The sequence below is a fragment of the Pseudomonas sp. SWRI179 genome, from assembly GCF_014268705.1.
GTDB lineage: Bacteria > Pseudomonadota > Gammaproteobacteria > Pseudomonadales > Pseudomonadaceae > Aquipseudomonas > Aquipseudomonas zanjanensis.
The window spans coordinates 32,357-56,116 of record NZ_JABWRA010000040.1 but is presented as its reverse complement, the minus strand read 5'-3'; the positions used below and the strand labels follow the sequence as shown (position 1 = coordinate 56,116).

21 protein-coding genes and 4 tRNA genes are annotated in these 23,760 nt (G+C 60.7%); 11 read left to right on the top strand and 14 right to left on the bottom strand.

Annotation, left to right across the window (positions count from 1 at the left end):
- The first annotated feature begins 52 nt into the window (after nt 1–52).
- The 6 genes from clpB to HU767_RS21020 all read left to right on the top strand — a co-directional run bounded on the left by clpB (nt 53) and on the right by HU767_RS21020 (nt 5,113).
- A complete protein-coding gene (gene clpB, locus HU767_RS21045) occupies nt 53–2,617 on the top strand; it encodes an ATP-dependent chaperone ClpB (protein WP_186708990.1) in 2,565 nt (854 codons plus the stop codon).
- 314 nt (nt 2,618–2,931) lie between these two features.
- Nucleotides 2,932–3,007: transfer RNA gene (locus HU767_RS21040), tRNA-Asn, on the top strand.
- A gap of 7 nt (nt 3,008–3,014) precedes the next feature.
- Nucleotides 3,015–3,091: transfer RNA gene (locus HU767_RS21035), tRNA-Pro, on the top strand.
- Between the two features lie 5 nt (nt 3,092–3,096).
- Nucleotides 3,097–3,172, top strand: a tRNA-Lys gene (locus HU767_RS21030).
- A gap of 94 nt (nt 3,173–3,266) precedes the next feature.
- Nucleotides 3,267–3,343, top strand: a tRNA-Pro gene (locus HU767_RS21025).
- Between the two features lie 144 nt (nt 3,344–3,487).
- Nucleotides 3,488–5,113: a methyl-accepting chemotaxis protein gene (locus HU767_RS21020; protein WP_186730379.1), complete on the top strand. Its 1,626-nt coding sequence runs from the start codon at nt 3,488–3,490 to the stop codon at nt 5,111–5,113.
- 211 nt (nt 5,114–5,324) lie between these two features.
- Here HU767_RS21020 and HU767_RS21015 read toward each other — a convergent pair whose 3' ends face one another.
- The 5 genes from HU767_RS21015 to HU767_RS20995 form a co-directional block, all read right to left on the bottom strand.
- Nucleotides 5,325–6,623 (bottom strand): NAD(P)/FAD-dependent oxidoreductase, encoded by a 1,299-nt coding sequence (locus tag HU767_RS21015; protein ID WP_186709009.1) that lies wholly within the window; start codon nt 6,621–6,623, stop codon nt 5,325–5,327.
- A gap of 60 nt (nt 6,624–6,683) precedes the next feature.
- Complete coding sequence (locus tag HU767_RS21010; RefSeq protein ID WP_039593877.1) at nt 6,684–6,857, bottom strand: DUF3094 family protein; 174 nt, start codon at nt 6,855–6,857, stop codon at nt 6,684–6,686.
- Between the two features lie 52 nt (nt 6,858–6,909).
- Nucleotides 6,910–7,437: an MOSC domain-containing protein gene (locus HU767_RS21005; protein WP_186709012.1), complete on the bottom strand. Its 528-nt coding sequence runs from the start codon at nt 7,435–7,437 to the stop codon at nt 6,910–6,912.
- On the bottom strand, nt 7,434–8,060 hold the full coding sequence (locus HU767_RS21000; protein ID WP_186709015.1) for a DUF1780 domain-containing protein: 627 nt from the start codon (nt 8,058–8,060) through the stop codon (nt 7,434–7,436). Before HU767_RS21000 ends, HU767_RS21005 begins: the two co-directional genes overlap by 4 nt.
- A 218-nt stretch (nt 8,061–8,278) precedes the next feature.
- Nucleotides 8,279–9,172 carry a LysR substrate-binding domain-containing protein gene (locus HU767_RS20995; RefSeq protein ID WP_186730378.1) on the bottom strand — a complete coding sequence of 298 codons (894 nt, stop codon included), beginning with the start codon at nt 9,170–9,172 and terminating at the stop codon, nt 8,279–8,281.
- A gap of 151 nt (nt 9,173–9,323) precedes the next feature.
- On the opposite strand from HU767_RS20995, the gene HU767_RS20990 reads away from it, so the two are divergent.
- From HU767_RS20990 to HU767_RS20980, 3 genes are all read left to right on the top strand, one after another.
- Entirely contained in the window at nt 9,324–9,737 is a 414-nt protein-coding gene (locus HU767_RS20990) for a tautomerase family protein (protein WP_186730377.1), read from the top strand.
- A gap of 18 nt (nt 9,738–9,755) precedes the next feature.
- A complete protein-coding gene (locus tag HU767_RS20985; RefSeq protein WP_186730376.1) occupies nt 9,756–10,442 on the top strand; it encodes an energy-coupling factor ABC transporter permease in 687 nt (228 codons plus the stop codon).
- A 63-nt stretch (nt 10,443–10,505) separates the two neighbouring features.
- A complete protein-coding gene (locus HU767_RS20980) occupies nt 10,506–10,721 on the top strand; it encodes a hypothetical protein (protein ID WP_053125334.1) in 216 nt (71 codons plus the stop codon).
- Between the two features lie 145 nt (nt 10,722–10,866).
- Here HU767_RS20980 and yacG read toward each other — a convergent pair whose 3' ends face one another.
- The 5 genes from yacG to pilB are packed head-to-tail and all read right to left on the bottom strand — an operon-like array spanning nt 10,867 to nt 15,497.
- The gene (yacG, locus tag HU767_RS20975; protein ID WP_186709040.1) at nt 10,867–11,073 is read right to left on the bottom strand and encodes a DNA gyrase inhibitor YacG; all 207 of its coding nucleotides are present in this window, start codon (nt 11,071–11,073) and stop codon (nt 10,867–10,869) included.
- Nucleotides 11,070–11,693 (bottom strand): dephospho-CoA kinase, encoded by a 624-nt coding sequence (coaE, locus tag HU767_RS20970; RefSeq protein ID WP_186730375.1) that lies wholly within the window; start codon nt 11,691–11,693, stop codon nt 11,070–11,072. The genes yacG and coaE overlap by 4 nt, the downstream gene beginning before the upstream one ends.
- A 12-nt stretch (nt 11,694–11,705) precedes the next feature.
- A complete protein-coding gene (locus tag HU767_RS20965; protein ID WP_186730374.1) occupies nt 11,706–12,575 on the bottom strand; it encodes an A24 family peptidase in 870 nt (289 codons plus the stop codon).
- 1 nt (nt 12,576) lies between these two features.
- On the bottom strand, nt 12,577–13,794 hold the full coding sequence (locus HU767_RS20960; RefSeq protein WP_186730373.1) for a type II secretion system F family protein: 1,218 nt from the start codon (nt 13,792–13,794) through the stop codon (nt 12,577–12,579).
- Between the two features lie 2 nt (nt 13,795–13,796).
- Nucleotides 13,797–15,497 (bottom strand): type IV-A pilus assembly ATPase PilB, encoded by a 1,701-nt coding sequence (pilB, locus tag HU767_RS20955; RefSeq protein ID WP_186709059.1) that lies wholly within the window; start codon nt 15,495–15,497, stop codon nt 13,797–13,799.
- Nucleotides 15,498–15,720: 223 nt separating this feature from the next.
- On the opposite strand from pilB, the gene HU767_RS20950 reads away from it, so the two are divergent.
- Nucleotides 15,721–16,128, top strand: a complete 408-nt coding sequence (locus tag HU767_RS20950) for a pilin (protein WP_186730372.1) — start codon at nt 15,721–15,723, stop codon at nt 16,126–16,128.
- A gap of 267 nt (nt 16,129–16,395) precedes the next feature.
- A complete protein-coding gene (locus HU767_RS20945) occupies nt 16,396–16,749 on the top strand; it encodes a BON domain-containing protein (protein ID WP_186709064.1) in 354 nt (117 codons plus the stop codon).
- Nucleotides 16,750–17,078: 329 nt separating this feature from the next.
- On the opposite strand, the gene HU767_RS20940 is transcribed toward HU767_RS20945, so the two are convergent.
- The 4 genes from HU767_RS20940 to acs form a co-directional block, all read right to left on the bottom strand.
- Nucleotides 17,079–17,375, bottom strand: coding sequence for a DUF2845 domain-containing protein (locus HU767_RS20940; RefSeq protein ID WP_186709067.1), 297 nt, complete (start codon nt 17,373–17,375; stop codon nt 17,079–17,081).
- Nucleotide 17,376: 1 nt separating this feature from the next.
- Entirely contained in the window at nt 17,377–20,310 is a 2,934-nt protein-coding gene (locus tag HU767_RS20935) for a DUF748 domain-containing protein (protein WP_186709070.1), read from the bottom strand.
- A 119-nt stretch (nt 20,311–20,429) separates the two neighbouring features.
- Complete coding sequence (locus HU767_RS20930; RefSeq protein ID WP_186730371.1) at nt 20,430–21,446, bottom strand: class I SAM-dependent methyltransferase; 1,017 nt, start codon at nt 21,444–21,446, stop codon at nt 20,430–20,432.
- A gap of 221 nt (nt 21,447–21,667) precedes the next feature.
- Nucleotides 21,668–23,605 carry an acetate--CoA ligase gene (acs, locus tag HU767_RS20925; protein ID WP_186730370.1) on the bottom strand — a complete coding sequence of 646 codons (1,938 nt, stop codon included), beginning with the start codon at nt 23,603–23,605 and terminating at the stop codon, nt 21,668–21,670.
- Between the last annotated feature and the right edge of the window lie 155 nt (nt 23,606–23,760).

Genomic DNA, 23,760 nt, shown 5'->3' with positions numbered 1-23,760 from the left:
TCTTCATTCAGGATGTTTTCTAGGTCCGGCCTGCTCATTAGGAAGGTGACCCATGCGTATTGATCGTTTAACCAGCAAACTGCAATTGGCCCTGTCCGATGCCCAGTCCCTGGCCGTCGGCCTGGACCATCCCGGTATCGAACCGGCGCATTTGATGCAAGCCATGCTCGAACAGCAGGGCGGCTCCATCAAGCCGCTGTTGATGCAGGTCGGCTTTGACGTCAACAGCCTGCGCAAAGAGTTGGCCAAAGAACTCGACCAGTTGCCCAAGATCCAGAATCCGACCGGTGACGTGAACATGTCCCAGGACTTGGCGCGGCTGCTCAACCAGGCCGATCGCCTGGCCCAGCAGAAGGGCGACCAGTTCATTTCCAGCGAGCTGGTGCTGCTCGCCGCCATGGACGAGAACAGCAAGCTCGGCAAGTTGCTGCTTGGCCAAGGGGTGAGCAAGAAAGCCCTGGAAAACGCCATCAACAACCTGCGTGGCGGCGAAGCGGTCAACGACGCGAACCACGAAGAGTCGCGCCAGGCGCTGGACAAATACACCGTCGACCTGACCAAGCGTGCCGAGGAAGGCAAGCTCGACCCGGTGATCGGTCGCGACGATGAGATCCGCCGCACGATCCAGGTGCTGCAACGCCGTACCAAGAACAATCCGGTGCTGATCGGTGAGCCTGGCGTGGGTAAAACCGCCATCGCCGAGGGCTTGGCCCAGCGCATCATCAACGGTGAAGTGCCGGACGGCCTCAAGGGCAAGCGCCTGTTGTCCCTGGACATGGGGGCTCTGATCGCCGGTGCCAAGTACCGCGGCGAGTTCGAAGAACGGCTCAAGTCCCTGCTCAATGAGCTGTCCAAGCAGGAAGGGCAGATCATCCTGTTCATCGACGAACTGCACACCATGGTCGGTGCGGGCAAGGGCGAAGGCTCGATGGACGCCGGCAACATGCTCAAGCCAGCGTTGGCCCGTGGCGAGTTGCACTGTGTTGGCGCGACCACGCTCAACGAGTACCGCCAATATATAGAGAAAGATGCGGCCCTCGAGCGGCGCTTCCAGAAAGTGCTGGTGGAGGAACCGAGCGAAGAAGACACCATCGCCATCCTGCGTGGCCTTAAAGAGCGCTACGAAGTTCACCACAAGGTGGCGATCACCGACGGCGCGATCATCGCGGCGGCCAAGCTCAGCCACCGCTACATCACCGACCGGCAATTGCCGGACAAGGCCATCGACCTGATCGACGAGGCCGCGAGCCGCATCCGCATGGAAATCGACTCCAAGCCCGAAGTGCTGGATCGTTTGGAGCGTCGCCTGATTCAACTCAAGGTCGAGTCCCAGGCGCTGAAGAAAGAAAGCGACGAGGCGGCGAAGAAACGTCTGGAGAGGTTGCAGGAAGAAATCGTGCGTCACGAGCGTGAGTATTCCGACCTCGAGGAAATCTGGAACTCGGAGAAAGCCGAGGTCCAGGGGTCTGCGCAGATTCAGCAGAAGATCGAACAGTCTCGCCAGGAACTGGAAGCGGCTCGCCGCAAAGGCGACCTCAACCGCATGGCCGAGCTGCAGTACGGGGTGATCCCGGACCTGGAGCGCAGCCTGCAAATGGTCGACCAGCACGGCAAGAGCGAAAACCAGTTGCTGCGCAGCAAGGTGACCGAGGAAGAGATCGCCGAAGTGGTTTCCAAGTGGACCGGCATTCCCGTCTCGAAGATGCTCGAAGGCGAGCGCGACAAGCTGCTGAAGATGGAAAGCCTGCTGCACCAGCGCGTGATCGGTCAGGAAGAGGCGGTGGTGGCGGTGTCCAACGCCGTGCGCCGGTCCCGAGCCGGGTTGTCGGACCCTAACCGTCCGAGCGGCTCGTTCATGTTCCTCGGCCCGACCGGTGTCGGTAAAACCGAGCTGTGCAAGGCACTGGCCGAGTTCCTCTTCGATACCGAGGAGGCGATGGTGCGCATCGACATGTCCGAGTTCATGGAGAAACATTCCGTGGCACGGCTGATCGGTGCACCACCGGGTTATGTCGGTTATGAAGAGGGCGGTTACCTGACCGAGGCCGTGCGTCGCAAGCCGTACTCGGTGATCCTGCTCGATGAGGTCGAGAAGGCGCACCCGGATGTGTTCAACATCCTGCTGCAAGTGCTGGAGGATGGTCGCCTGACCGACAGCCACGGGCGCACGGTGGACTTCCGCAACACGGTGATCGTGATGACCTCTAACCTGGGTTCGACGCAGATCCAGGAGCTGGTGGGTGATCGCGAGGCGCAGCGCGCGGCGGTCATGGACGCAATCTCTACCCACTTCCGGCCGGAGTTCATCAACCGGGTCGACGAAGTGGTGATCTTCGAGCCGTTGGCCCGGGATCAGATTGCCGGGATTACCGAGATCCAGTTGGGCCGCCTGCGCAGCCGCCTGACCGAGCGCGAGCTGAAACTGCAATTGAGCGATGAGGCGTTGGACAAGCTGATTGCGGTGGGTTACGACCCGGTCTATGGCGCTCGGCCGCTGAAGCGGGCGATCCAGCGTTGGATCGAAAACCCGCTGGCGCAGCTGATTCTGTCGGGTCGCTTCATGCCGGGCGAAACCGTGACCGGTACGGTGGAGAACGACGAAATCGTCTTTAACTGATAGCCGGGACTGCTGGCGATTGAAATGGCCTTGCCTTGCGAGGCCATTTTTTTCATCAGGCCGTTGAACTCAAAGGAAAAGGCTTGTAAAGTGCGCCCCGCAGTACGTCACCCCAAGGGTTACTTCTCACTGAGAAGGAATCCAAAATAAGTTGCAAATCATTGTCTTGAAAGCAATTTAAGGGGTTGACAGAGGTTTTGAAAATTGTAGAATAGCGCGCCTCAGACACACGAACGCAGCGATGCAGACGGTGAAAGAGGTTGAAGCGAGATTCAACGATGTAGCTTCAAATTGCAGTAACTTGAAATATCAGTTCCGTGATAGCTCAGTCGGTAGAGCAAATGACTGTTAATCATTGGGTCCCAGGTTCGAGTCCTGGTCACGGAGCCATTTCAATCGGGGTATAGCGCAGTCCGGTAGCGCGCCTGCTTTGGGAGCAGGATGTCAGGAGTTCGAATCCCCTTACCCCGACCATATTTGGGTCGTTAGCTCAGTTGGTAGAGCAGTTGGCTTTTAACCAATTGGTCGTAGGTTCGAATCCCACACGACCCACCATTTTTGAAACCAGCTCGCTGGAATCGAATCTTAAGATCAGAGGCCAAAAGCACTGATCGAGGAAGGCGACTTGCAAAGGTCGCCTTTTTTTTACCGGGGTATAGCGCAGTCCGGTAGCGCGCCTGCTTTGGGAGCAGGATGTCAGGAGTTCGAATCCCCTTACCCCGACCATATTAAAAATCCTCGTATCGAAAGATACGGGGATTTTTTTTGCCTGGAATAAAGTGGATTGACTTAAGTCATCGTACAACTTGCCGATAACCCACCGACAGGGGCCCGGCCCCACCTCGGGCCAACAATAAAAAAGGCACCCCTATGTTTCTTCGTCAGTTGAATATCGCCCCCCGCGCCGCGCTGGGGTTTGCCTTGATCGCCGTGTTGGTGGCGTTGCTCGGGGTGTTTGCGCTGGGGCAGATGTCGAGCATTCGTGACAGTGAAGTCGCCGTGGAAACCCAATGGCTGCCTAGCATTCGCGGGGGTGACGAGATTCGCGAGTGGATGTTGCGGATCCGCACGATCTCCCTGCGTATGGCCCTGGACCAGGATCCGAAGAACATCCCGGTGTACCGCGGCCAGATGGACACCCGCGACAAGGAGTTGGGCGAAAAAATCGCGGCTTACGAAAAACTCGTCGTGACGCCTGAAGGCAAGGCCCTTTACGACCAGTTCAAGCAGACGTTCGCTGCGTACCGTACCGGTATCGCGCAATCCTTCACCCTGGCGGAACAGGGGCGTCGGGATGATCTGATCAAGTTGCTGCTGGTGGACATGAAGACCGTGGTGGACGGTTCCGGCAAGCAGCTCAACGATCTGGCGGAGTTGTTCTCCAAGCAGGTGTCCATCGAGAGCCAGAAGTCCCAGGAGCACTACGCCAGTTCCCGCATGATCGTCAGCCTGTTCATTGTGCTTGCCGCCCTGGCCACGGTGGCCTTGGCCATGTTGCTCACGCGCAGTATCGTCAAGCCCCTGGGCGAGGCGCTGGATGCTGCGGAGAGCGTCGCCCGGGGTGACTTGACCCGACCGATCGAAACCCATGGCAACGACGAAGTCAGCCGTTTACTCAAGGCGTTGGCGGCCATGCAACAGAATCTGCGCGAGACGTTGCAGGGCATCAGCGGCTCGGCCGCGCAACTGGCCACGGCAGCCGATGAGCTGAACGCCGTCACGCTCGACAGCACCCACAGCCTGCAGCAACAGAACAACGAAATTGAACAGGCAGCCACCGCCGTCACCGAGATGACCACCGCTGTGGAGGAGGTTGCTCGCAATGCGGTTTCCACTTCCGATGCCACGCGTCAGTCCAGTGAGTCGGCATCCCTGGGGCAGCAGCGGGTCAGCGACACGGTCGAGGCCATTGGCGCCCTGGCTAACGATGTGCAAGTGACCGGCGGCCTGGTGCAATCCTTGGCCAACCAGTCGCAGGATATCGGCAAGGTGCTGGACGTAATCCGCGCCATCGCCGAGCAGACCAACCTGCTGGCCCTCAACGCGGCCATTGAAGCGGCCCGGGCGGGAGAGAGTGGACGTGGCTTCGCGGTGGTGGCCGACGAGGTGCGGGCGCTGGCTTATCGCACGCAGCAATCGACCCAGGAAATCGAGCAGATGGTCCAAGGCATGCGCAGCGGTGCCACCCAGGCACTCGATTCCATGCAGGCCAGCTCCAGTCGCGCGGCAAGCACCCTGGCGATGGCGGAGCGGGCAGGGGAAGCGCTGCACACCATTACGGCGTCGGTCAGCGAGATCCATGAGCGCAACCTGGTCATCGCCAGTGCTGCCGAGGAGCAAGCACAAGTGGCCCGCGAGGTCGATCGCAACCTGGTGAACATTCGTGATTTGTCGGTGCGCTCGGCTTCCGGCGCGGATCAGACCAGTGCGTCCAGCCATGAGTTGTCGCAACTGGCGAATTCGCTGCGCACGATGGTGCAGCGGTTTCAGGTTTGAATGATTGGCTGCGCAGATCGAGTGTTATCGTTTAGGTAACTGTTGATTGCACTGGCGTCTTCGCGAGCAAGCCCGCTCCCACAGGAGATCGCGTACTCATGTGGTACTCGCTCTCCTGTGGGAGCGGGCTTGCTCGCGAAGACGATGGAACAGGCGATGCACCTCTAAAACTCAGCGCCACCACCAGCGGTTGGCGCTTCGCTTTTTATCCTCAATGCAACTTCAGCCGAGGCTCGGTCCCGCGTCCGATCTTGCTGCCCAGCATCAGCATGGCCGTGCGGAACATGCCGTACAGCGCCATCTGGTGCATGCGGTACAACGACACATAGAACATCCGCGCCAGCCAGCCTTCGAGCATTACGCTGCCGGTCAGGTTGCCCATCAGGTTGCCCACCGCCGAGAAGCGCGACAGCGAGATCAGCGAGCCGTAGTCGGTGTATTTGTAGTCGGGCAGGGCCTTGCCTTCGATCCGCAGTTTCAGCGATTTGGCCAGCAGCGAGGCTTGCTGGTGCGCGGCCTGGGCGCGGGGCGGAACGTTACGATCGCTGCCGGGTTGCGGGCAGGCGGCGCAATCGCCGAAGGCAAAGATGTTTTCGTCGCGAGTGGTCTGTAGCGTCGGCAGCACTTGCAGCTGGTTGATCCGGTTGGTCTCCAGCCCGTCGATATCCTTGAGGAATTCTGGCGCGCGAATCCCGGCCGCCCAGACCTTCAAGCTCGCGTCGATCACTTTGCCGTCCGCGGTAATCAGGCTGTCGGCGGTCACCTGGCTGACAGCGGCGTTGGTCATCACGTTGACGCCGAGTTTTTCCAACGTCTTGTGCACCGGTCCGCCGATGCGTTCCGGCAGTGCCGGCAACACCCGTGGCCCGGCCTCGATCAGGGTGATGTGCATGTTCTCCGGTTTGATCCGGTCCAGGCCATAGGCGTGCAGTTCGTGGGCGGCATTGTGCAGCTCTGCCGCCAGTTCGACCCCGGTCGCACCGGCGCCGACGATGGCGACGCTGATGCGCTCGACGATATCGGTCTGCCCGGCGTGGGCACGCAGATAGTGGTGAAGCAATTGCTGGTGAAAGCGCTCCGCCTGCTTGCGGGTGTCGAGGAACAGGCAGTGTTGCGCCGCGCCTTCGGTGCCGAAATCGTTGGTGGTGCTGCCGACGGCAATCACCAGGGTGTCGTAACCCAATTCCCGCGCCGGCAGCAGCTCGATGCCCGCCTCGTCATAAGTGGCGGCCAGCTGGATTCTCTTGCGCTCGCGATCCAGACCGCTCATGCGCCCCAGTTGGAACTCGAAGTGGTTCCATTTTGCCTGGGCAACGTAATTGAGTTCGTCTTCGGAAGAGTTGAGGGAGCCGGCAGCCACTTCGTGCAGCAGGGGTTTCCAGATGTGGGTCAGGTTCGCGTCGACCAGCATCACACTGGCCGTGCCGCGCTTGCCCAGAGTCTTACCCAGACGGGTAGCCAACTCCAGGCCGCCGGCGCCGCCGCCAACGATGACAATACGATGAGTCATGGGGATATCTCGCAAGGCTAAAGGAATTCGGTGCCGTTACCCGCGCGAGCATCAAGCGGCTCATAGCGTCAGGTAACTGATCAGTCGGCTCAACAGGCCCAGGCCAATCGTGATGGCCAGTACCACCACCAGGAGCATCCACGGCCGGAAAGGCCGGCGCTCGACTCGGTGCTGGGACAGTTGCAGGTACTCTTCGACATGCTTCTGGTCGTCTGGGTTCAGGCGGCTGGTCATAAAGGCCTCGTCAGGTAGACGTTGCGGAATGTGAAGACGTTACAGCGTCCGGCTAGCCGGCATTGAAAGCAGCATAGCCGCTCGCTGGCACGGGTTCGACGGCCAGGGGGTCGTCCAGGCGAATGATTCCACTTTTTAACACCCGGGCGGTGATTCCGCCATGGCCGCGTACGGCCTGGAATGTACCTTCGCCGAGGTTTCGCTCCAATCGGGCGCAGGGCTGGCACCAGCCGGTGGTTTCAAAAATGGCCTGGCCGATGCGAAAGCGCCTGCCCTTGAGGCTGAACAGATTGATGCCGCTGACCACAATGTTGCGCCGCAGGGCCTGTGGCAGCACCGGCTGGTCCTCGGGGCGGCCCATCAGTGCGCTGATCACGGCCAGGTGCTCCCATTGGATCAGCGTGACTTGCCGCGCATTGCGCACTCCGGGGCGGGCATGATCGCCGGTCAGCCCGGCCTCCAGGCGCGCCTCCACGGCGTCCAGTTCGATCATCGGTGCGTGGCCTTGGGGGCGCACGCCGATCCAGCGCACACGGCCCTGTTGCGGCACGGCGGCGATCAGCTCCTGCAATGGACTCACAGGCTGATCCCCACATCGAAGACAATGCTGCGGCCCAGGTTGCCCCGCAGGAAGTCCGGCGCATCGGGATGGGCGAACAGCACCCGGGCAAATGTCGGCCCCACCAGCGACAGCGAGCGCCAGCCCTGGCGCAGGTATTCGGTGGGCGGTGGAAAGTGACTGTTGAGGTCCAGCACTTCGCGCTTGAGGCTGGCGAAGGCGATGATGTCCAGATCGCCCAAGTCCATGCCGCGCTCGGTGTAGTTGTGGGCTTTCTTGCGCAGCGTCGGGGCCAGGCGCAGCAGGAATTCATTGGCTGGGATCCGCCTGGGCTTGGCTTCGCGCCGCACCAGTTGGCTCAGGGAAAAGGCGCTGCGGCGGCGTTGCAGTTCATCGCGCCATTCATCATTGAGGCGACGGCCCTCGTCGAGCACAAAAAACACCTCGAAATTGGCATCGCGAAACAGTACGTCCGGCGGCTCCCCGGCCGGGGCGAACTCGTCGGCCCGATAAGGCACGTTCAGCCCTTGCAGCAGACGCTGGCAGACCCAACGCTCACGCTCCCATTTGCGGGCATTGGAAAGAAAGGCGTTGGCTTGCTCGGCCGCGATGGTCAGCAGGCGTAAGTAATCGGAGTCATCCATGAGCCCAAGCTTAGCGTTCAAATGTGGCCAAAAAAAATAAAGCTGCTGTGATGGGGCGAAATTTTCGCTCAGGCAGGTAATGCTGTTGCCACAAAACTCACGTACACCGCAGGCCCCATTGTAGGAGCGGGCTTGCTCGCGAAGAGGACAGCACATTCAACATCATCGTTGACTGTAATGCCGCCTTCGCGAGCAAGCCCGCTCCCACAGGATGAACCTCAGGCAGGGCTCGGCAGGCCATCCTGTTCAGCCTGACGCGCCAACCAGGCGCAGAAAAGATCCCGTTTCTTGCTGTGTTGCGCGCTGCGCTTGGCGATATAGGTGTAGCGGCTTGGCTGAAATCCGAACGGTGCCACCAGGCGACCCAGGCGAATGTCATCGGCCACCAGGTGCCATGGCGCGACACCAATCCCCAAGCCGGCAATCGCCGCCTCCAACGTAAAGTAATAGTGCTCGTATTCCAGTCCGGCCGGCGCGCTGGCGGGGTATCCCATCGCATCGCCCCAGTTCGCCCAGGCATCCGGACGGGTTTTGGTGTGCAGGAGGGGATGGCGAAAAATCGAGCTCAAGTCAGTCAATTGGATACGCGCGGATAAGGACGGCGCCAAGACGATGCCCAAGCGTTCGGGGAACAACAGGACGGTGTTTTTGCATTCATCCACGACGTCCTGTTCTGCCGTGATCATCACGTCATAACGGTCCCGCCCCGGGTCGGTCCCATGGATCGGTGAACTCAAGCGGATCTTGATCTGCGGGTAAGTTGTATTGAAGTCGAAAAGACGGGGAATCAGCCACTTGACCGTGAACGTGCTGAAGCAGGACACGTCCAGGGTGCCGGTCGCCGTGTCTCGGACCCTGCCCACCGCGGCCTCGATCTGATCCAGCGCGGCCGTCAATTCCGGCAGGAGTTCTTGCCCGGCAGGGGTGAGCTGCGGTTTGTTCTTTGGACCTTCGAACAGGTCCACGCCAAGGCTCAGCTCCAACTGACGGACCTGGCGACTGACAGCGCCCGGAGTGACGGACAACTCTTCGGCGGCCGCATTCATCTTGCCCAGGCGGGCAGCCGCCTCGAAGGTGCGCAGTGCATTCAATGGGGGTAGGTGACGTTTCATGAAGTGACTTTAACTCAATTACATCGGGCGCATAAATCGGTATCCGGTACGGTGGGGATTTCGCAGAATTCCTCGGCTTCCTGGGGCTTGACGATTGTTTGACGTCGCGACGACTGGGGAGAACTTCCCCAATCAATTGAGAGCAACTCACATGCCATTCGTTCGTACAGCCGTCATCAAGGGCACCAGCCAGTCGCAACGCCAGCGCATTGTCGAGGGCATACACCAAGCGCTGGTCGAGAGCATTGGCATGCCCGAGGATGAATTGTTCAACCTGGTCACGGACTACGATCCCGAGCAGTTTTTCTACAGCCGCACGTTTAACGGTGTGGATCGTTCAGACCATTTGATCGTGATTGAGATTACGATGCGCAGGGGCCGCAGTGATGCGATGAAGCGCGAGCTCTACAAAAAAATTGCCGACAACCTCGGGATTCAAGCCCAGGTTCGTCCACAAGACGTTTTCATCTTCATGCATGAGAATGACTATTCGGATTGGTCGGTTGGCTTTGGTAGGTTTGCAATGGCTCTGGTACAACAACCAGGAAGTGTCGCTCCCCAATAGCGAACGAACGGAGTAACCATGATCGGTGCCGAACTGCTCTCCTCGCAGACCCAGGCGGCCGGCTGGCTGGTGTATGTGCCGGTGTTGGCCTGGGCCGTGGTGCGGGCACCGTGGGTCGAGCTGTTCACCGACAGCCGTCGCCAGCATCTGTTATTCGGCACGGTGCTGGCGTTGTTCATGCTGTGGCTGGTACGCCGGGATTTCGATACGGGTGTCTCGTATCATTTCATCGGCATGACCGCCGTGACGTTGCTGCTGGACTGGCCGTTGGCGATCCTGGGTGGCTTGTGCGCGCAGCTTGCGCTGGTGCTGCTGGGACGCCAGGACATGGCGGCGGTCGGGGTCAACGGCGCGCTGCTGATCTTGCTGCCGGTGCTTATCACCGAATGCTGCGCGATCCTGGTGGAGCGCGCCCAGCCACGCAATCTGTTCGTCTACATCTTCTGTTCGGGGTTTCTCGCCGCCGCGCTTTCGGCATTGGCGTGCCTGCTGCTTGGGCTTGGCCTGCTGTGGTACGACGGGATATTCGCCATGCCTTACTGGCTGGAGGATTTCATCGGCTACCTCTGGCTGATCATCTTTCCCGAGGCGTTCATCAACGGCATGGTGATCAGTGCGTTGGTGGTGTTCAGCCCCGAATGGCTGGAGACCTTCAACCGCACGCGCTACCTGTCGGCGCCGTGGAACGATGATGACAAGCCTTGATTCACGTCAAGGCTGCTCCATCACACGCCCTTCATGCTCTGGAAAACTTCCAGGAGCACAACCATGAGTGTTTATGAGTGGGCCAGACAAGAGATCAGGCGTAGCCACGATGCCGCAATGGAGATCGGTTTCGACCCGGGCTTGAGCCTGCGTGCCTTGCTCAGTGCCATCGTGCAGCAGAGCAAGACCGTGCGCAGCGCTGAAGACCTGGCCGACGAGTTGAGTTTCCTGGCGGAAAACCTCGACGATGAACAGGATTACGGTTTCATGCGGCCTTAGGGGATAACTCCGTTACCTGAGATGACAATGAGCCTGTGGCGAGGGAGCTTGCTCCCGCTGGGGCGCGTAGCGGCCCCTAAAAAACGATGAGTGCTTCGCGCTCAAGCGGGAGCAAGCTCCCTCGCCACAATGATTCAACCGGGCCTTAGTGATGGGAGCGAGGATTGAAGTCTTCGCTGAACAACTCATCCTCGGCGTCCGGGGCCACGGGGATCTTGTGTTCTTCCGACGCCCAGGCGCCCAGGTCGATCAGTTTGCAGCGGTCGGAACAGAACGGCCGGAATTTGCTCTCCGGGCTCCATTCCACGGGTGCGCCACAGGTTGGACAATCGACGGTTGGGGTTTGGCTCATGATTGGCCTCCACGCAAAATAAGGTAAAAGTGATGCAGGCGCTCGACCTCGCTGTGCAGCCAGGCGAGGTCGCGGTCGTTGACCACCACGTCGTCGGCATGGCTCAGGCGATCCTGGCGGCTGGATTGGGCCTTGAGGATCGCTTGGACCTGCTGCTCGCTGGTCTGGTCGCGCTGTAAGGTACGTTCGATCTGCAATTGTTCTGGCGCGTCGATCACCAGGATCCGCTGGGTCATGGCGTACTGGCCTGACTCGATCAACAGCGGCGACACCAGGATCGCGTAGGGCGATTGTGCCTGGGCCAGGTGATGGGCGATTTCCTCGGCGATCAACGGATGCAGCAGTGCTTCGAGCCAGCGGCGTTCCTCGGCCTGCTCGAAAATCAGCTTGCGCAGCGCCGCACGGTCCAGGGCGCCGTCGGCCTGTAATACGCCTGGGCCGAAGTGTTCGGCGATTTTCGCCAGCGCCGGGCGCCCGGGCTCGACCACCCAGCGTGCGGCGTGATCGGCGTCGACGGCGTGCACACCCAGATCGATAAAATGCTGGGCCGCCGCGCTCTTGCCGCTGCCGATGCCGCCGGTCAGGCCGAGGATCCAGGGTTTTTCCAAAGGGTTATTCATAAAAGATCGACATTAGAAACCGACAGACTGCCAGTAGAAGTCGGTTATTTGACCACCCCAGAGCAAGGCAATCCAGCCGGCAATGGCCAGATAAGGCCCAAAGGGAATTTGTGTCGACCCGGGCGCGTCACGCAGGCGCAGCACAATGACCCCGATAACGGCGCCCACCAGCGACGACAAGAGCAGCGTCAGCGGCAGGATATGCCAACCGCCCCAGGCGCCCAGCATCGCCAGCAGCTTGAAGTCCCCGTAGCCCATGCCTTCCTTGCCGGTGATCAGCTTGAACACCCAGAACACCGACCACAGCGCCAGGTAGCCGGCCACCGCGCCCCACATCGCCTGGTCCAAGGGAACGAACAGGCCGAAGCTGTTGACGATCAAGCCCAGCCACAACAACGGCAGCACCAAGGTATCGGGCAGCAATTGATGCTCGGCGTCGATCAGGCTCATGCCCAGCAGACCCCAGGTCAACACCATCACCATGCCGGCCTGCCAGCCAAAGCCGAAATGCCAGGCGACGAACGCCGACAACGCGCCGCAGGCCACTTCGGTCAGGGGGTAACGCTTGCCAATGGGCGCGGCGCAGCTCGAACAGCGGCCGCGCAACATCACGTAGCTGAGCACGGGGATGTTTTCCCAGGCGCGGATGCGATGGTCGCAGTGCGGGCACTGGGAGTGGGGCAACATCAGGTTATAGACCGGCCCCGGAGCCTCAGCCGGCAGGCCCAGCAAATCGTGGGCTTGCGAGCGCCATTCGCGGTCGAGCATCTTCGGCAGGCGCCACACCAGCACGTTGAGGAAGCTGCCGATGATCAGGCCGAGCAATGCCGCAACGAGCACGAAAGCCAGGGGGTACAGCACGAAAAATTCGCTCAAGGGCATGTCAGATCGCAGAGCCGAGTTGAAAGATGGGCAAGTACATGGCAACCACCAGGCCACCGACGACGATCCCCAGGATCACCATGATGAAGGGTTCCATCAGGCTGGTGAGGTTGTCCACCAGATTGTCCACTTCGGCCTCATAAAAGCTCGCGACCTTGTCGAGCATGTCGTCCAGTGCGCCGGATTCCTCGCCGATGGCGGTCATCTGGATGGCCAGGTTCGGAAAGATCCCCGACGCGCGCATGGAAAAATTCAACTGCATGCCAGTGGAGACGTCCTGGCGGATGCGCTGCACGGCGCGCTTGAATACCACGTTGCCGGTGGCGCCCGACACCGAATCGAGGGCTTCGACCAGCGGCACGCCGGCGGCGAAGGTGGTCGAGAGCGTGCGGGCAAAGCGAGCCACCGCGGACTTGTACATCAAGGTGCCGATCAAGGGGAGCTTGAGTAGCCATTTGTCCCGCCAGTCACGAAACGCCTGGGACCGCTTGAGGGCATATTTCACCCCGAAAAACGCCCCGGCCAAACCGCCCAGCAGCATCCACCACCACTCCTGCATGAGCTCCGACAGGCCGATGACCATCACCGTGAAGGCCGGCAGCTGCGCCCCGAACCCGGAGAAGACCGATTCGAACTGCGGCACCACCTTGACCAGCAGGATGCCCGTGACCACCGCTGCGACGAGTATCACCGCCGTCGGGTAAGTCATGGCTTTCTTGATCTTGGCCTTGAGGGCTTCGCTCTTTTCCTTGTAGGTCGCGACCCGGTCCAGCAGCGTATCCAGGGCGCCGGCCTGTTCGCCGGCGTCCACCAGGTTGCAGTACAGCTCGTCGAAATACTGCGGGCATTTGCGCAGCGAGGCGGCGAAGCTGTTGCCGGCGGCAACTTCCTGCTTCACCGTATCCACCAGTTTGCGCATGTTGGGGTTGTCGAAGCCCTCGCCGATGATGTCGAACGCTTGCAACAGCGGTACGCCAGCCTTGAGCATCGTAGCCATCTGGCGGGTGAAGAGGGCGATGTCCAGCGGCTTGATGCGCTTGCCCTTGCTGAATATCGAGGTGGATTTCTTGCGGACCTTCTCCGGGTTGATGCCTTGCTTGCGCAGTTGTGCCTTGACCAGGGCCGGGCTCTGGCCCGTCAGCTCACCGGTCATTTTCGTGCCTTTGCGGTCCTTGCCTTCCCAGGTGTACACATCGGTTTTGACTGCCTTGACCGCCATGTTCAATCCTTGGTGACCCGGTTGATTTCTTCGAGGCTGGTGACGCCCTGCATCACTTTGAGCAGCCCCGATGCGCGCAGGTCATTGAAGCCGTCGTTGCGCATCTGCAGATCGATTTCCAGCGAGTTGCCCTCGGCCATGATCAACCGTTGCAGCTCGGGCGTGTTCTTGACCACTTCGTAAACCCCCACGCGCCCTTTGTAACCGTGGTTGCACTGTTCGCAACCGACCGGCTCATAGATCGTGAATGTGCCGATGCGTTCCCGGGGGAAACCTTCCTTGAGCAAGGTTTCCTCGGGAATCTCGATGGCCCTCTTGCAGTGGCTGCACAGCTTGCGCGCCAGCCGCTGAGCGATGATCAGGTGCACGGCGGTGGCGATGTTGAACCCCGGAATGCCCATGTTCTGCAAGCGGATCAAGGTTTCGGCGGCGCTGTTGGTGTGCAGGGTGGACAGCACCAGGTGCCCGGTCTGGGCGGCCTTGATGGCGATCTCGGCGGTTTCCAGGTCGCGGATCTCGCCGACCATGATCACGTCCGGGTCCTGGCGCAGGAACGAGCGCAGGGCCTGGGCGAAGTCCAGCCCCTGGCGTGGGTTCACGTTGACCTGGTTGATGCCTTCCATGTTGATTTCCACCGGGTCTTCGGCGGTGGAAATGTTGATGTCCACGGTGTTGAGGATGTTCAGTCCGGTGTACAGCGACACGGTCTTGCCCGAGCCGGTCGGGCCGGTGACCAGGATCAGCCCTTGCGGTTGCTTGAGGGCGGCCATGTACAGGTCTTTCTGATCCGGCTCGTAGCCCAGGGCATCGATGCCCATTTGCGCGCTGGACGGGTCGAGGATCCGGATCACCACTTTTTCGCCCCAGAGCGTGGGCAGGGTGTTGACCCGGAAGTCGATGGACTTGGTTTTCGACAGGCGCATTTTCAGCCGGCCGTCCTGGGGTTTGCGCCGCTCGGAAATATCGAGGCTGGCCATGACCTTCAGGCGGGCGGCGATGCGGGTCGCCAATTGGATCGGCGGCTTGGCCACTTCCCGCAGCATGCCGTCGGTGCGCACCCGCACCCGGTAGGTTTTTTCGTAGGGTTCGAAATGCAGGTCGGAAGAGCCGCCCTTGATCGCGTCCAGCAGCATCTTGTTGACGAAGCGCACCACGGGCGCGTCATCGGTGTCCTGGCCGCCGATGGAGTCCTGCTTGGTGTCGTCGATTGATTCGATGTCCAGGCCATCGAGGTCGACATCGCCCATGCCTTCCAGGCCGGTGCTACTGGATTCGAAGAATTTTTCGATGGCGTCGCTGAGCTTGTCGTCCTCCACCAGGATGGCTTCGGTGGTCAGGCCGGTGCTGAACTGGATGTCGTTGATGGCCTGGTGATTGGTCGGGTCGGAGATGCCCACGTACAGCTTGTTGCCGCGTCGCCACAGCGGCAGGGCGTGGTGCTGGCGCACCAGTTTTTCGCTGACCAGGCCCGTGGGTTGGGCTTCCTTGTCCAGGCTGTTGAGGTCCAGCAGGGCCACGCCGAAATGCTCCGAGGCGATTTCCGCGATCTGGCGGCTCTGGACCAGTTTGTTCTGCACCAAGTAGCTGACCAGGGGGATGCGGCTGCGTTGGGCCTGTTGATACGCCTGTTGCGCACTTTGCTCGGTGAGCAGTTCGGCCAGCACCAATTGCTTGGTCAGGCCGCTGAGGGCGATGTCATTCATGGGAATACCGGACGCGGACAGTTCATGACTTATAGCCTAGTCAAGCATCCACGCCAAACCAGCGGGCCGGGGTGACAAAAAACGTCAGATAGTGCGGTTGTTGAGGTAGGACGTCGCCGTTGTGCGGGATCGACACCCTTTATTAATGGGGCTTGAGGGTTGGCATGTGCCCTGCAATGGCGATTTCAGGTCATGAGATTCGACTCATGCATGGGAGATGTCTATGAACAAGCAAAAGGGCTTTACGCTGATCGAGCTGCTGATCGTCGTGGCGATCATCGGCATTCTGGCGACGTTTGCGTTGCCGCAGTATTCCAGGTATCAGGCGCGGGCGAAGGCTACCGCCGGGCTGGGGGAAATCTCGGCGCTGAAGGTAGCGTACGAGGATCAGATGAATCAGGGCGTTACTCCAACGTTGGCCCTCATGAATGCCCCGACCACAACCAGCAACTGCACAATTTCGGTAACAGGTACGGCTACGTCGGCAGGCTCTATCGTCTGTACCCTCCTGAACGCCCCAGCCTCCATAGCAGGTAGGACGATCACCCTCAGTCGCGATGTCAACGGCGCCTGGACATGCGCATCCACCGCACCCAGGGAATTCCTGCCGACCTCTTGCCCTGGCACCTAATACTCTCGCGGTGAGGGGGCCCGCTCCCTCGCTGTGCAAACCCCTCTTGATTCATCAGCTTAGCGGCAAGGCAGGATCGGCATGTTGCATGTTGAAAATGGGAAACTCATGCAATTTGCATGATTCTGAATTTCGCCGCTTCGCTTAACTGTCTGATTTCTAAAGAATTAATTGATTTCTCAAAACTGGCACAGCCTTCGCACTACTCCTGTTAACCCTGCCGGGATTCATCTCCGGCGGTTTCTGAGAAAAACAGGAGTTACTCGTATGAAGAAGTTCGCTATCACTGCCGCCGCTGCTACCGCTCTGACCCTGACCATGGCTAGCGCATTCGCCGAGACCACCCAAGCGACTCAGGCGCCAATGATGCTGGCTGCAGGCGAAGTGACAGAGGCCAAAGAAGACGTTTCCGATACCTGGATCACCACCAAGGTCAAAGCTGACCTGGTCACTGAAAAAGGCATTCCAGGCACTGATATCAAAGTCGAAACCAATAAAGGTGTTGTGTCCCTATCTTCGATGACCAAAGTCACTGAAGCACAAAAAGACACCGCTGTGGCAATCGCCAAGAAAATCAAGGGCGTCAAGGACGTATCGGCTGACGGCCTGAAGGCCGAGTAAGGCCAAGACTTCTCGCCTGGACTGGGAGAAGGCACGGCAAGCGGGCTGAGTCATACGCTTGCCGTTGCTTTGGAGTTCATGCGAAAGGCCATAGGGATGTGGCCATTACAGGCCTCCGGCATTCGTGTCGGGGGCCTGTTCTATTTCAGGGTGGAAAATGTATATGGGCTGGGCAGCCAGGGAGACCGAGTTGCCCTTTTCGCGAGCAAGCCCGCTCCCACAGTGAACCGAGTTTCTTCAGGAAAAATGCGATCCACTGTGGGAGCGGGCTTGCTCGCGAAGGCGGCAGCACGATCAACTCATATGCTGCTGATTGTGTAGCGGCCCGGTCACCGCCCCCGCTTGCTGGTGATCTCCACCAGCCGATTGCCCTCGAAACGCAGGTACTGATACATGCCGTTGTTGGGGCCGTAGGTCAATTCTTCCACCGGGTATTCTTCCCGGCGATTGACGCTGCGCTTGTAGCCCAAGTCATCCCGCGCCGCAGGCTGTCCGCACTTCTGCAGCACTTCGCTCAAGCGGTCGCCGACGCTGATCAACTGGTTGCCGCAGCGCAGCGTGGTGGCCGCCGATGCCTGGCCGGCGGCGAGCAATAGACCCAGGCCGAGCCCGTACCAGGGTTTCATCTTATTCGGCATCCAGATGCATAGGCGTGACCACCCGGCCATCGCTTTCGGCCTGGCCGAGGCTGGCGTCGATGAAATACACGCGGTCGTCAGCCAACTGACCTTTGTCCACCAGGAAATCCTTGATGCTGCTGGCCCGTTCCTGTCCCAGTTGGCGCAACAGCACGTCGCTGCCGCTCCAGAACTTGATCACGCCTTCGCGCAGTTTCTCGATGCGCGCCGTTTTATCCAGTTGCGTCCATTCGGCCGGCGGCTGGGTCTTGAGGCGCGTGCGGTAGATGCCTTCGAGCAGCGGTGCCTTTTCATCCTCGGGCACCTCTATCAGCGAAGCCTGGGCCGGAACCTTGTCACCCCGACGCTGGAGCATCTTGTAGTAGTTGTACTGGTATTCGCGCTCCAGCCGCTGGGCCGCGAGCAATGGCCCGTCGCTGCTTTCGGCGGCGGTACCCTCGATCTCCAGGCGCAGCTCGGGCCGTTTGGCCAAGGCTTCGGAGAGTTTGAGCAGCGTGCCTTCGTTATCCTTGCTCAGATCGCTGGAGCCCGGCGCAAATGCGACGCTGCCCAGGTCTTCAGAACCGCCGCCGGCCACCAGTCCACCAATGAGCTTGAACGGCGCCTGGGCCGCGCGGACCACCAGGTTGCGCAGGGTCTGCCAGACGATCGGCATGACGCTGAATTGTGGATCGTTGAGGTTGCCGCTGACCGGCAGTTCGATGGAGATCTTGCCCTCGGAGTCCTTGAGCAGCGCGATGGCCAGTTTCAGCGGCAGGCTCACGGCGTCCGGGCTGTCGACTTTTTCCCCCAACTGCAATTGCTCGACCACCACCTTGTTGTCCGCCTGGAGCTGGCCCTTGGTGATGCGGTAATGCAGGTCGAGATTGAGTCGACCCTTGCGGATGCGATAGCCGGCGAACTTGCCGGAGTAGGGCGTCAGGGTAGTCAGCTCGACCCGCTTGAAGCTGGTGGCGATGTCGAGGCTGGCCATCGGATCGAAAGGGTTGACCGCGCCCTTGATGGTGACGGGCGCGTAACGGTCGACCTTGCCCTTGATGTCCACGCTGGCCGGTTTGGCCTGGCGGCTGTCGATGGTGCCGATCTGGCCATTGAGTTGCTGGATGGCCGTGGCGAAGTTCGGCGTGAGGCTGAAGTCGGCGAAGTTGGCCGAACCGTCATTGATGGCGACGCCGCCGATGTGGATGCCCAGCGGTTTTTCCTGGGCCGCCGGTTTGGCCGCGGTGTTCTTCGCGCCACTGTCGGCCGGTTGCGGAATCAGCAGGTCATCGACGTTGGTGGTGCGGTCGTCATTGATCATGAACCGCGCGTAAGGCTGGAACAGGTTGACCTTGTCGATGGACAGGCTGTCGCCGTGCTGGTAGTTGAGGCCTTCGAGAACCAGCTTCTGCCACTTGAGGAAATCACGGGTCTTGAGGGTGTCGAGGGTGTGCAACTGGTCGACCTGGGCGGTGCCGGTGACCGCAAAGGCCAGCGGTTCGGTGCTCTTGAGGTCGACCGCCAGGTCGCTGCCGAGCATCCCGGAGCGCAGCTCCAGGCGAATGAACGGGTTGATGTACGCCTGGGCGACGCGCAGGTCGATGTCCTGGGTCTTGACCTTGAGCCTGGCGCTGATCGGGTTGAGGTTGACCTCGCCGTCGGCCAGGATCTTGCCCTGCTTGCCCAGCCCGGTGTCGAGCTTGAGGGTAAAGGGCGAGCCGTTGAGGGTGTCGTAGTTCTGCAGGTCGAGGTTCAGTGGGCCGACTTCCAGTGCCACGGCAGGCTGCGCCTGGCGGTCGGCCAGGTGCACGTGGTAGTCGCGCAGTTGCACGTCCTTCAACAGCACCTGCCACGGTTGGCTCGGTGGTGCCGGTTCAGGTTTTGGCGAGTCGGCTGCCGCCGGGGCGGATGCCGGTTCAGCCTTGACCTGCGGTTTGGCCGGCTGGCTGGCGAAGAGTTTCTGCCAGTCCAGCTGCCCGTCTGCCTCGCGAGCGGCCCAGGTTTCCAGCTTCTGGCTACGGATCTTGCCCACCACCACTTGCTGCTTGGCCAGGTCTACCGTGGTTTCGCTGACATCCAGGCGCTCGAGTTTCACCAATGGACGGCCATCGGGGGCCTTGATGGCGAAGGGCGCGACACTGACCGCGACGTTGCTGAGCAGCAGTTCGGTGCCTTTGGCCAAGTTGAGCTTGTAGTCGGTGCTGAGGTTCAGGACGCCGTTTTCCAACACCAGCGGCACCGCGTCGCGCACATAGGGCCACCAGGCTTTCATCTGGCCACCAGTGACTTTGAGCGTACCCTGGGAAGCAATTGGCGAGAGGCTGAAATTGCCGGTCCAGTCGATCTGCCCGCCCTCGGGGCCGGCGGCCACCAAGGTCATGTCGGCGTTGTCGTCGGGCAGGGTGCTGAGGTTCTTCAGCTCGAAATCGAGGGTGTCGTACAGGAACTCGATGGGCTCGCTGGGACGCAGGTCCTGGAAATGCACGTAACCGCCAGCCAACTTGATTCGATCGACCCGCAGCGGAAAAGGTTTGGCCTCGGGATCGGCGGGCGTCGGTTCGCTGGCCGGTAGCTTGAACAGGCCCAGCAGGTTTAGCTGACCGTCCTTGGTGAACACAACTTCGGTCTTGGGCTTGTCCAGCTCGATGTCGACCAGGTGCAAGGCGCCGGACCACAGGCTGTCGAGTTGCAAATTGGCGTACAGCCGTTCGAAGCCGACTTGCTCTTTGCCCGGTTCGCCGATGTTCAAGCCCCAGAGGGTGACTTCAAGGCTGAAGGGATTGAGTTCGATGCGCTGGATCTGGGCCGGTACTGTCGCAAGGGCGGCCAATTGCTGGTTGGCGATGCGCAAGGCAATGCCTGGCAGAATCAGGAAACCCAACAGGCTGTAGAGGGCCAGTGCGGTCAACAGGGCGCCGATAGCGCGAATCAATCCTTTGGGCATGTGCGGCTTCATCTAGGTGTGAATTCGGAGTGCCTTGGAGTATGGCATGCGTTTACGGTTCCGAAGCCACTGTGATTTATGAGATTTATCTGGTTTCCCTGTGAGAATCAGTCCGGGGCCTAGAGCTGGAGGATCAGCGTCTTGAGCGGCGGTTGCTGATCCAGGGAGGGAAAGTCGCTGCCTGGGGTCAGCACGCTCCAGTCGCGCACCGGGCGGCCGGCTTTTTCCGCACAGCGCAACACCTGCTCGCGCCAGTCATCCATGGGCACTTTTGCCAGGTTGTTGCAGCAGATCAGTACACCATTGTCAGCGGTGGTGAGCAGCGCCGGTTTCAGCAGGCTTTGGTAGTCGCGCAACAGATCGACGGTGCCGAACGCACTTTTGGCCCAGGCCGGTGGGTCGAGGAGCACCAGGTCGTACTGGCGTTGCTCCAGGCGCACATAGCTGGGCAGTTTTTGCCCGCGACGCTGGCTGATGGGCAGGCCGGCCAATTGGCGAATCGCCGGGAAGTAATCCGACTGCACGAATTCCATGGGCTGCAAATCGGGGTTGAGCAGGCCGTTTTCACGGCCCACCGCCAGGTTGCCTTCGGCGAAGTCCAGGTTGCACACTTCACGCGCGCCACCCCCGGCGGCGCTCAGGCCGACGCCGCAAGTGTAGGCAAACAGGTTCAACACGCTTTTGCCGCGGCTGTGGGCCTTGACCCAGCCCCGGGCATTGCGCAGGTCGAGAAACAGCAGGGGATCCTGCCCGGCATGGCGGCCGCGGACACGATAATTCAAGCCCCACTCATGCCCGACCAAGTCTTGCAGGGCGGCTTCGTCCGCCTGATAGACGGTGTCCTGGCGGTCGACGCGGGAATTGCCCCGGGCGCGGTCGTTGTAGACCAACAGGGTCTCCAGGCCCAGGCGTTCGTTGACGATGCCGTGCAATTGCAGCAGGTCGTCGCGTTCCAGCGACTGGTGGAAGCTCTGCACCAGCAGTTGCGGGCCATAGCGGTCGATGGTCAGGCCGGGCGCGCCTTCCTGGCTGCCATGGAACAGGCGATAGCAGTCGGTGCCTTGCTGGTGCAGTTGGCCGAGCAGTTCCTGGCGCTGGTCGAGGGCGGCGCGCAGCGCCTGATTCAAGGAAGACATGCCGGGCGCGCCTTAGAGAAATGAGGCGCGGGAGTTTAGCAGTTATGAAGGATGGGGTTTTAGGTTGCACAAGGTTACGAGCTAGACACCGTCCTGTGGCGAGGGAGCTTGCTCCCGCTGGGCTGCGCAGCGGCCCTATGATTTTTGGGAGTGCTACGCACTGGAGCGCCAGCCCGGTCCAGCGGGAGCAAGCTCCCTCGCCACAGGTTCTTTTGTTTGGCCTAGCGATTCAGCCGCTTGTCGATCAACCCCTCCACCACGCTTGGATCGGCCAGGGTCGAGGTGTCGCCAAGGCTATCGAGCTCGTTGCAGGCGATCTTGCGCAGGATGCGCCGCATGATCTTGCCCGAGCGGGTCTTGGGCAACGCCGGCGCCCACTGGATCAGCTCCGGCTTGGCGAAGCTGCCGATTTCCTTGCTGACGTGAGCCAACAATTCCTTCTTCAGCTCATCATTGGCCTCCACACCGTTCATCGGCGTGACAAACGCATAGATGCCCTGGCCCTTGAGGTCGTGGGGGTAACCGACCACGGCGGCTTCGGCGATGCTGTCATGCAACACCAGGGCGCTTTCCACCTCGGCGGTGCCAATGCGATGCCCGGAGACGTTGATCACATCGTCGATGCGCCCGGTGATCCAGTAGTCGCCGTCTTCGTCGCGGCGCGCGCCGTCACCGGTGAAGTAATAACCCGGGTAGGGCTTGAAGTAGGTGTCGACCATGCGTTGATGGTCGCCGTAGACACTGCGAATCTGCCCTGGCCAACTGGATTTGATCGCCAGCACACCGCTGCCGGCACCGTTGATTTCCTTGCCCACCTCATCCAGCAAGACCGGTTGCACGCCGAACATCGGCCGTGTGGCGCAGCCTGGCTTGAGCCGTGGGGCACTGACCAACGGGCTGAGCATGATGCCGCCGGTTTCGGTCTGCCACCAAGTATCGACAATCGGGCAGCGCTGTTCGCCGACCACGTTGAAATACCATTCCCACGCCTCCGGGTTGATCGGCTCGCCGACGCTGCCGAGCAATCGCAGGCTTTTGCGGGACGTTTCCTGCAACGGTCCGGCTCCTTCACGCATCAACGCGCGCAGGGCGGTCGGCGCGGTGTAGAAGATATTGACCTGATGCTTGTCGATCACCTGCCAGAAACGCGAACTGGTGGGGTGGCTCGGCACGCCCTCGAAGATCAGCGTGGTGGCGCCGTTCGCCAGCGGGCCATAGACAATGTAGCTGTGGCCGGTGACCCAGCCGACGTCGGCGGTGCACCAGAACACCTCGTTGTCGCGGTAGTCGAGCACGTACCTGAACGTCATCGCCGCTTGCAGCAGATAGCCGCCGGTGGTGTGCAGCACGCCCTTGGGTTTGCCGGTACTGCCTGAGGTATAGAGGATGAACAGCGGGTCTTCGGCGTCCATCGGTTCGGGCGGGCAATCGTCGCTGATGTCGTGCATGGCCTGGTGATACCAGAGGTCACGACCTTCCACCCAGTCCACTTCGCCCTGGGTGCGCTCGACCACCAGCACGGTGCTGACGTTCGGGCAGCTATCCAGGGCCTTGTCGACGTTGCGCTTGAGCGGTATGAAGCGCCCGCCGCGTACGCCCTCGTCAGCGGTGATCACGGTGCGGCAATCGGCGTCGAGAATCCGGTCGCGCAGGGAGTCTGGCGAAAAGCCGCCGAACACCACCGAATGCACCGCGCCGATGCGGGTGCAGGCGAGCATGGCGTAGGCGGCCTCGGGGATCATCGGCATGTAGATGCAGACCCGATCGCCTTTCTTCACGCCACGACTTTTCAGCACATTGGCCAGGCGGCAGACATGATTGTGGAGTTTCTTGTAGGTAATTTGCGCCGATTCGGCAGGGTCGTCGCCTTCCCAGATGATCGCGATCTGGTCGCCCCGTGCGTCCAGGTGACGGTCGATGCAATTGGCGCTGACGTTCAGCTTGCCGCCGGCGAACCAGGTCGCGTCGCCGTTCTTGAGGTCATAGCGCTGGACGGTTTGCCAGGGTGTCATCCAGTCGAGAAAGCGCGTGGCCTGCTCGGCCCAGAAGGCGCTGGGGTGTTCGATGGATTCCTTGTAGAGCCGCTTGTACTCGTCCTGACTCAGTTGCGCAGCCCGGCGGACGGCATCGGCGTGGGGGTACTGGCTGATATCGAACATGACGGTTCCTTATTCTTGTTTTGCGACAAGATATAAAGATGCGCCCAGTGAATATTCAGTTCAAGTTGTTCATGGAGCCCGTGTGGGAGCGGGCTTGCTCGCGAAAGCGGTGTGTCAGACACATTAATGGCAACTGACACACCGTCTTCGCGAGC

Coding starts and splice junctions, on each gene's coding strand:
- clpB (WP_186708990.1), top strand. CDS start 53: ATGCGTATTGATCGTTTAACCAGCAAACTGCAATTGGCCCTGTCCGAT.
- HU767_RS20995 (WP_186730378.1), bottom strand. CDS start 9,172: ATGAAACGTCACCTACCCCCATTGAATGCACTGCGCACCTTCGAGGCG.
- HU767_RS20950 (WP_186730372.1), top strand. CDS start 15,721: ATGAACAAGCAAAAGGGCTTTACGCTGATCGAGCTGCTGATCGTCGTG.
- HU767_RS20990 (WP_186730377.1), top strand. CDS start 9,324: ATGCCATTCGTTCGTACAGCCGTCATCAAGGGCACCAGCCAGTCGCAA.
- HU767_RS20965 (WP_186730374.1), bottom strand. CDS start 12,575: ATGCCCTTGAGCGAATTTTTCGTGCTGTACCCCCTGGCTTTCGTGCTC.
- HU767_RS21015 (WP_186709009.1), bottom strand. CDS start 6,623: ATGACTCATCGTATTGTCATCGTTGGCGGCGGCGCCGGCGGCCTGGAG.
- HU767_RS20940 (WP_186709067.1), bottom strand. CDS start 17,375: ATGAAACCCTGGTACGGGCTCGGCCTGGGTCTATTGCTCGCCGCCGGC.
- pilB (WP_186709059.1), bottom strand. CDS start 15,497: ATGAATGACATCGCCCTCAGCGGCCTGACCAAGCAATTGGTGCTGGCC.
- HU767_RS20935 (WP_186709070.1), bottom strand. CDS start 20,310: ATGCCCAAAGGATTGATTCGCGCTATCGGCGCCCTGTTGACCGCACTG.
- HU767_RS21020 (WP_186730379.1), top strand. CDS start 3,488: ATGTTTCTTCGTCAGTTGAATATCGCCCCCCGCGCCGCGCTGGGGTTT.
- HU767_RS20985 (WP_186730376.1), top strand. CDS start 9,756: ATGATCGGTGCCGAACTGCTCTCCTCGCAGACCCAGGCGGCCGGCTGG.
- HU767_RS21000 (WP_186709015.1), bottom strand. CDS start 8,060: ATGGATGACTCCGATTACTTACGCCTGCTGACCATCGCGGCCGAGCAA.
- yacG (WP_186709040.1), bottom strand. CDS start 11,073: ATGAGCCAAACCCCAACCGTCGATTGTCCAACCTGTGGCGCACCCGTG.
- HU767_RS20980 (WP_053125334.1), top strand. CDS start 10,506: ATGAGTGTTTATGAGTGGGCCAGACAAGAGATCAGGCGTAGCCACGAT.
- HU767_RS21010 (WP_039593877.1), bottom strand. CDS start 6,857: ATGACCAGCCGCCTGAACCCAGACGACCAGAAGCATGTCGAAGAGTAC.
- acs (WP_186730370.1), bottom strand. CDS start 23,605: ATGTTCGATATCAGCCAGTACCCCCACGCCGATGCCGTCCGCCGGGCT.
- HU767_RS20960 (WP_186730373.1), bottom strand. CDS start 13,794: ATGGCGGTCAAGGCAGTCAAAACCGATGTGTACACCTGGGAAGGCAAG.
- coaE (WP_186730375.1), bottom strand. CDS start 11,693: ATGAATAACCCTTTGGAAAAACCCTGGATCCTCGGCCTGACCGGCGGC.
- HU767_RS20945 (WP_186709064.1), top strand. CDS start 16,396: ATGAAGAAGTTCGCTATCACTGCCGCCGCTGCTACCGCTCTGACCCTG.
- HU767_RS20930 (WP_186730371.1), bottom strand. CDS start 21,446: ATGTCTTCCTTGAATCAGGCGCTGCGCGCCGCCCTCGACCAGCGCCAG.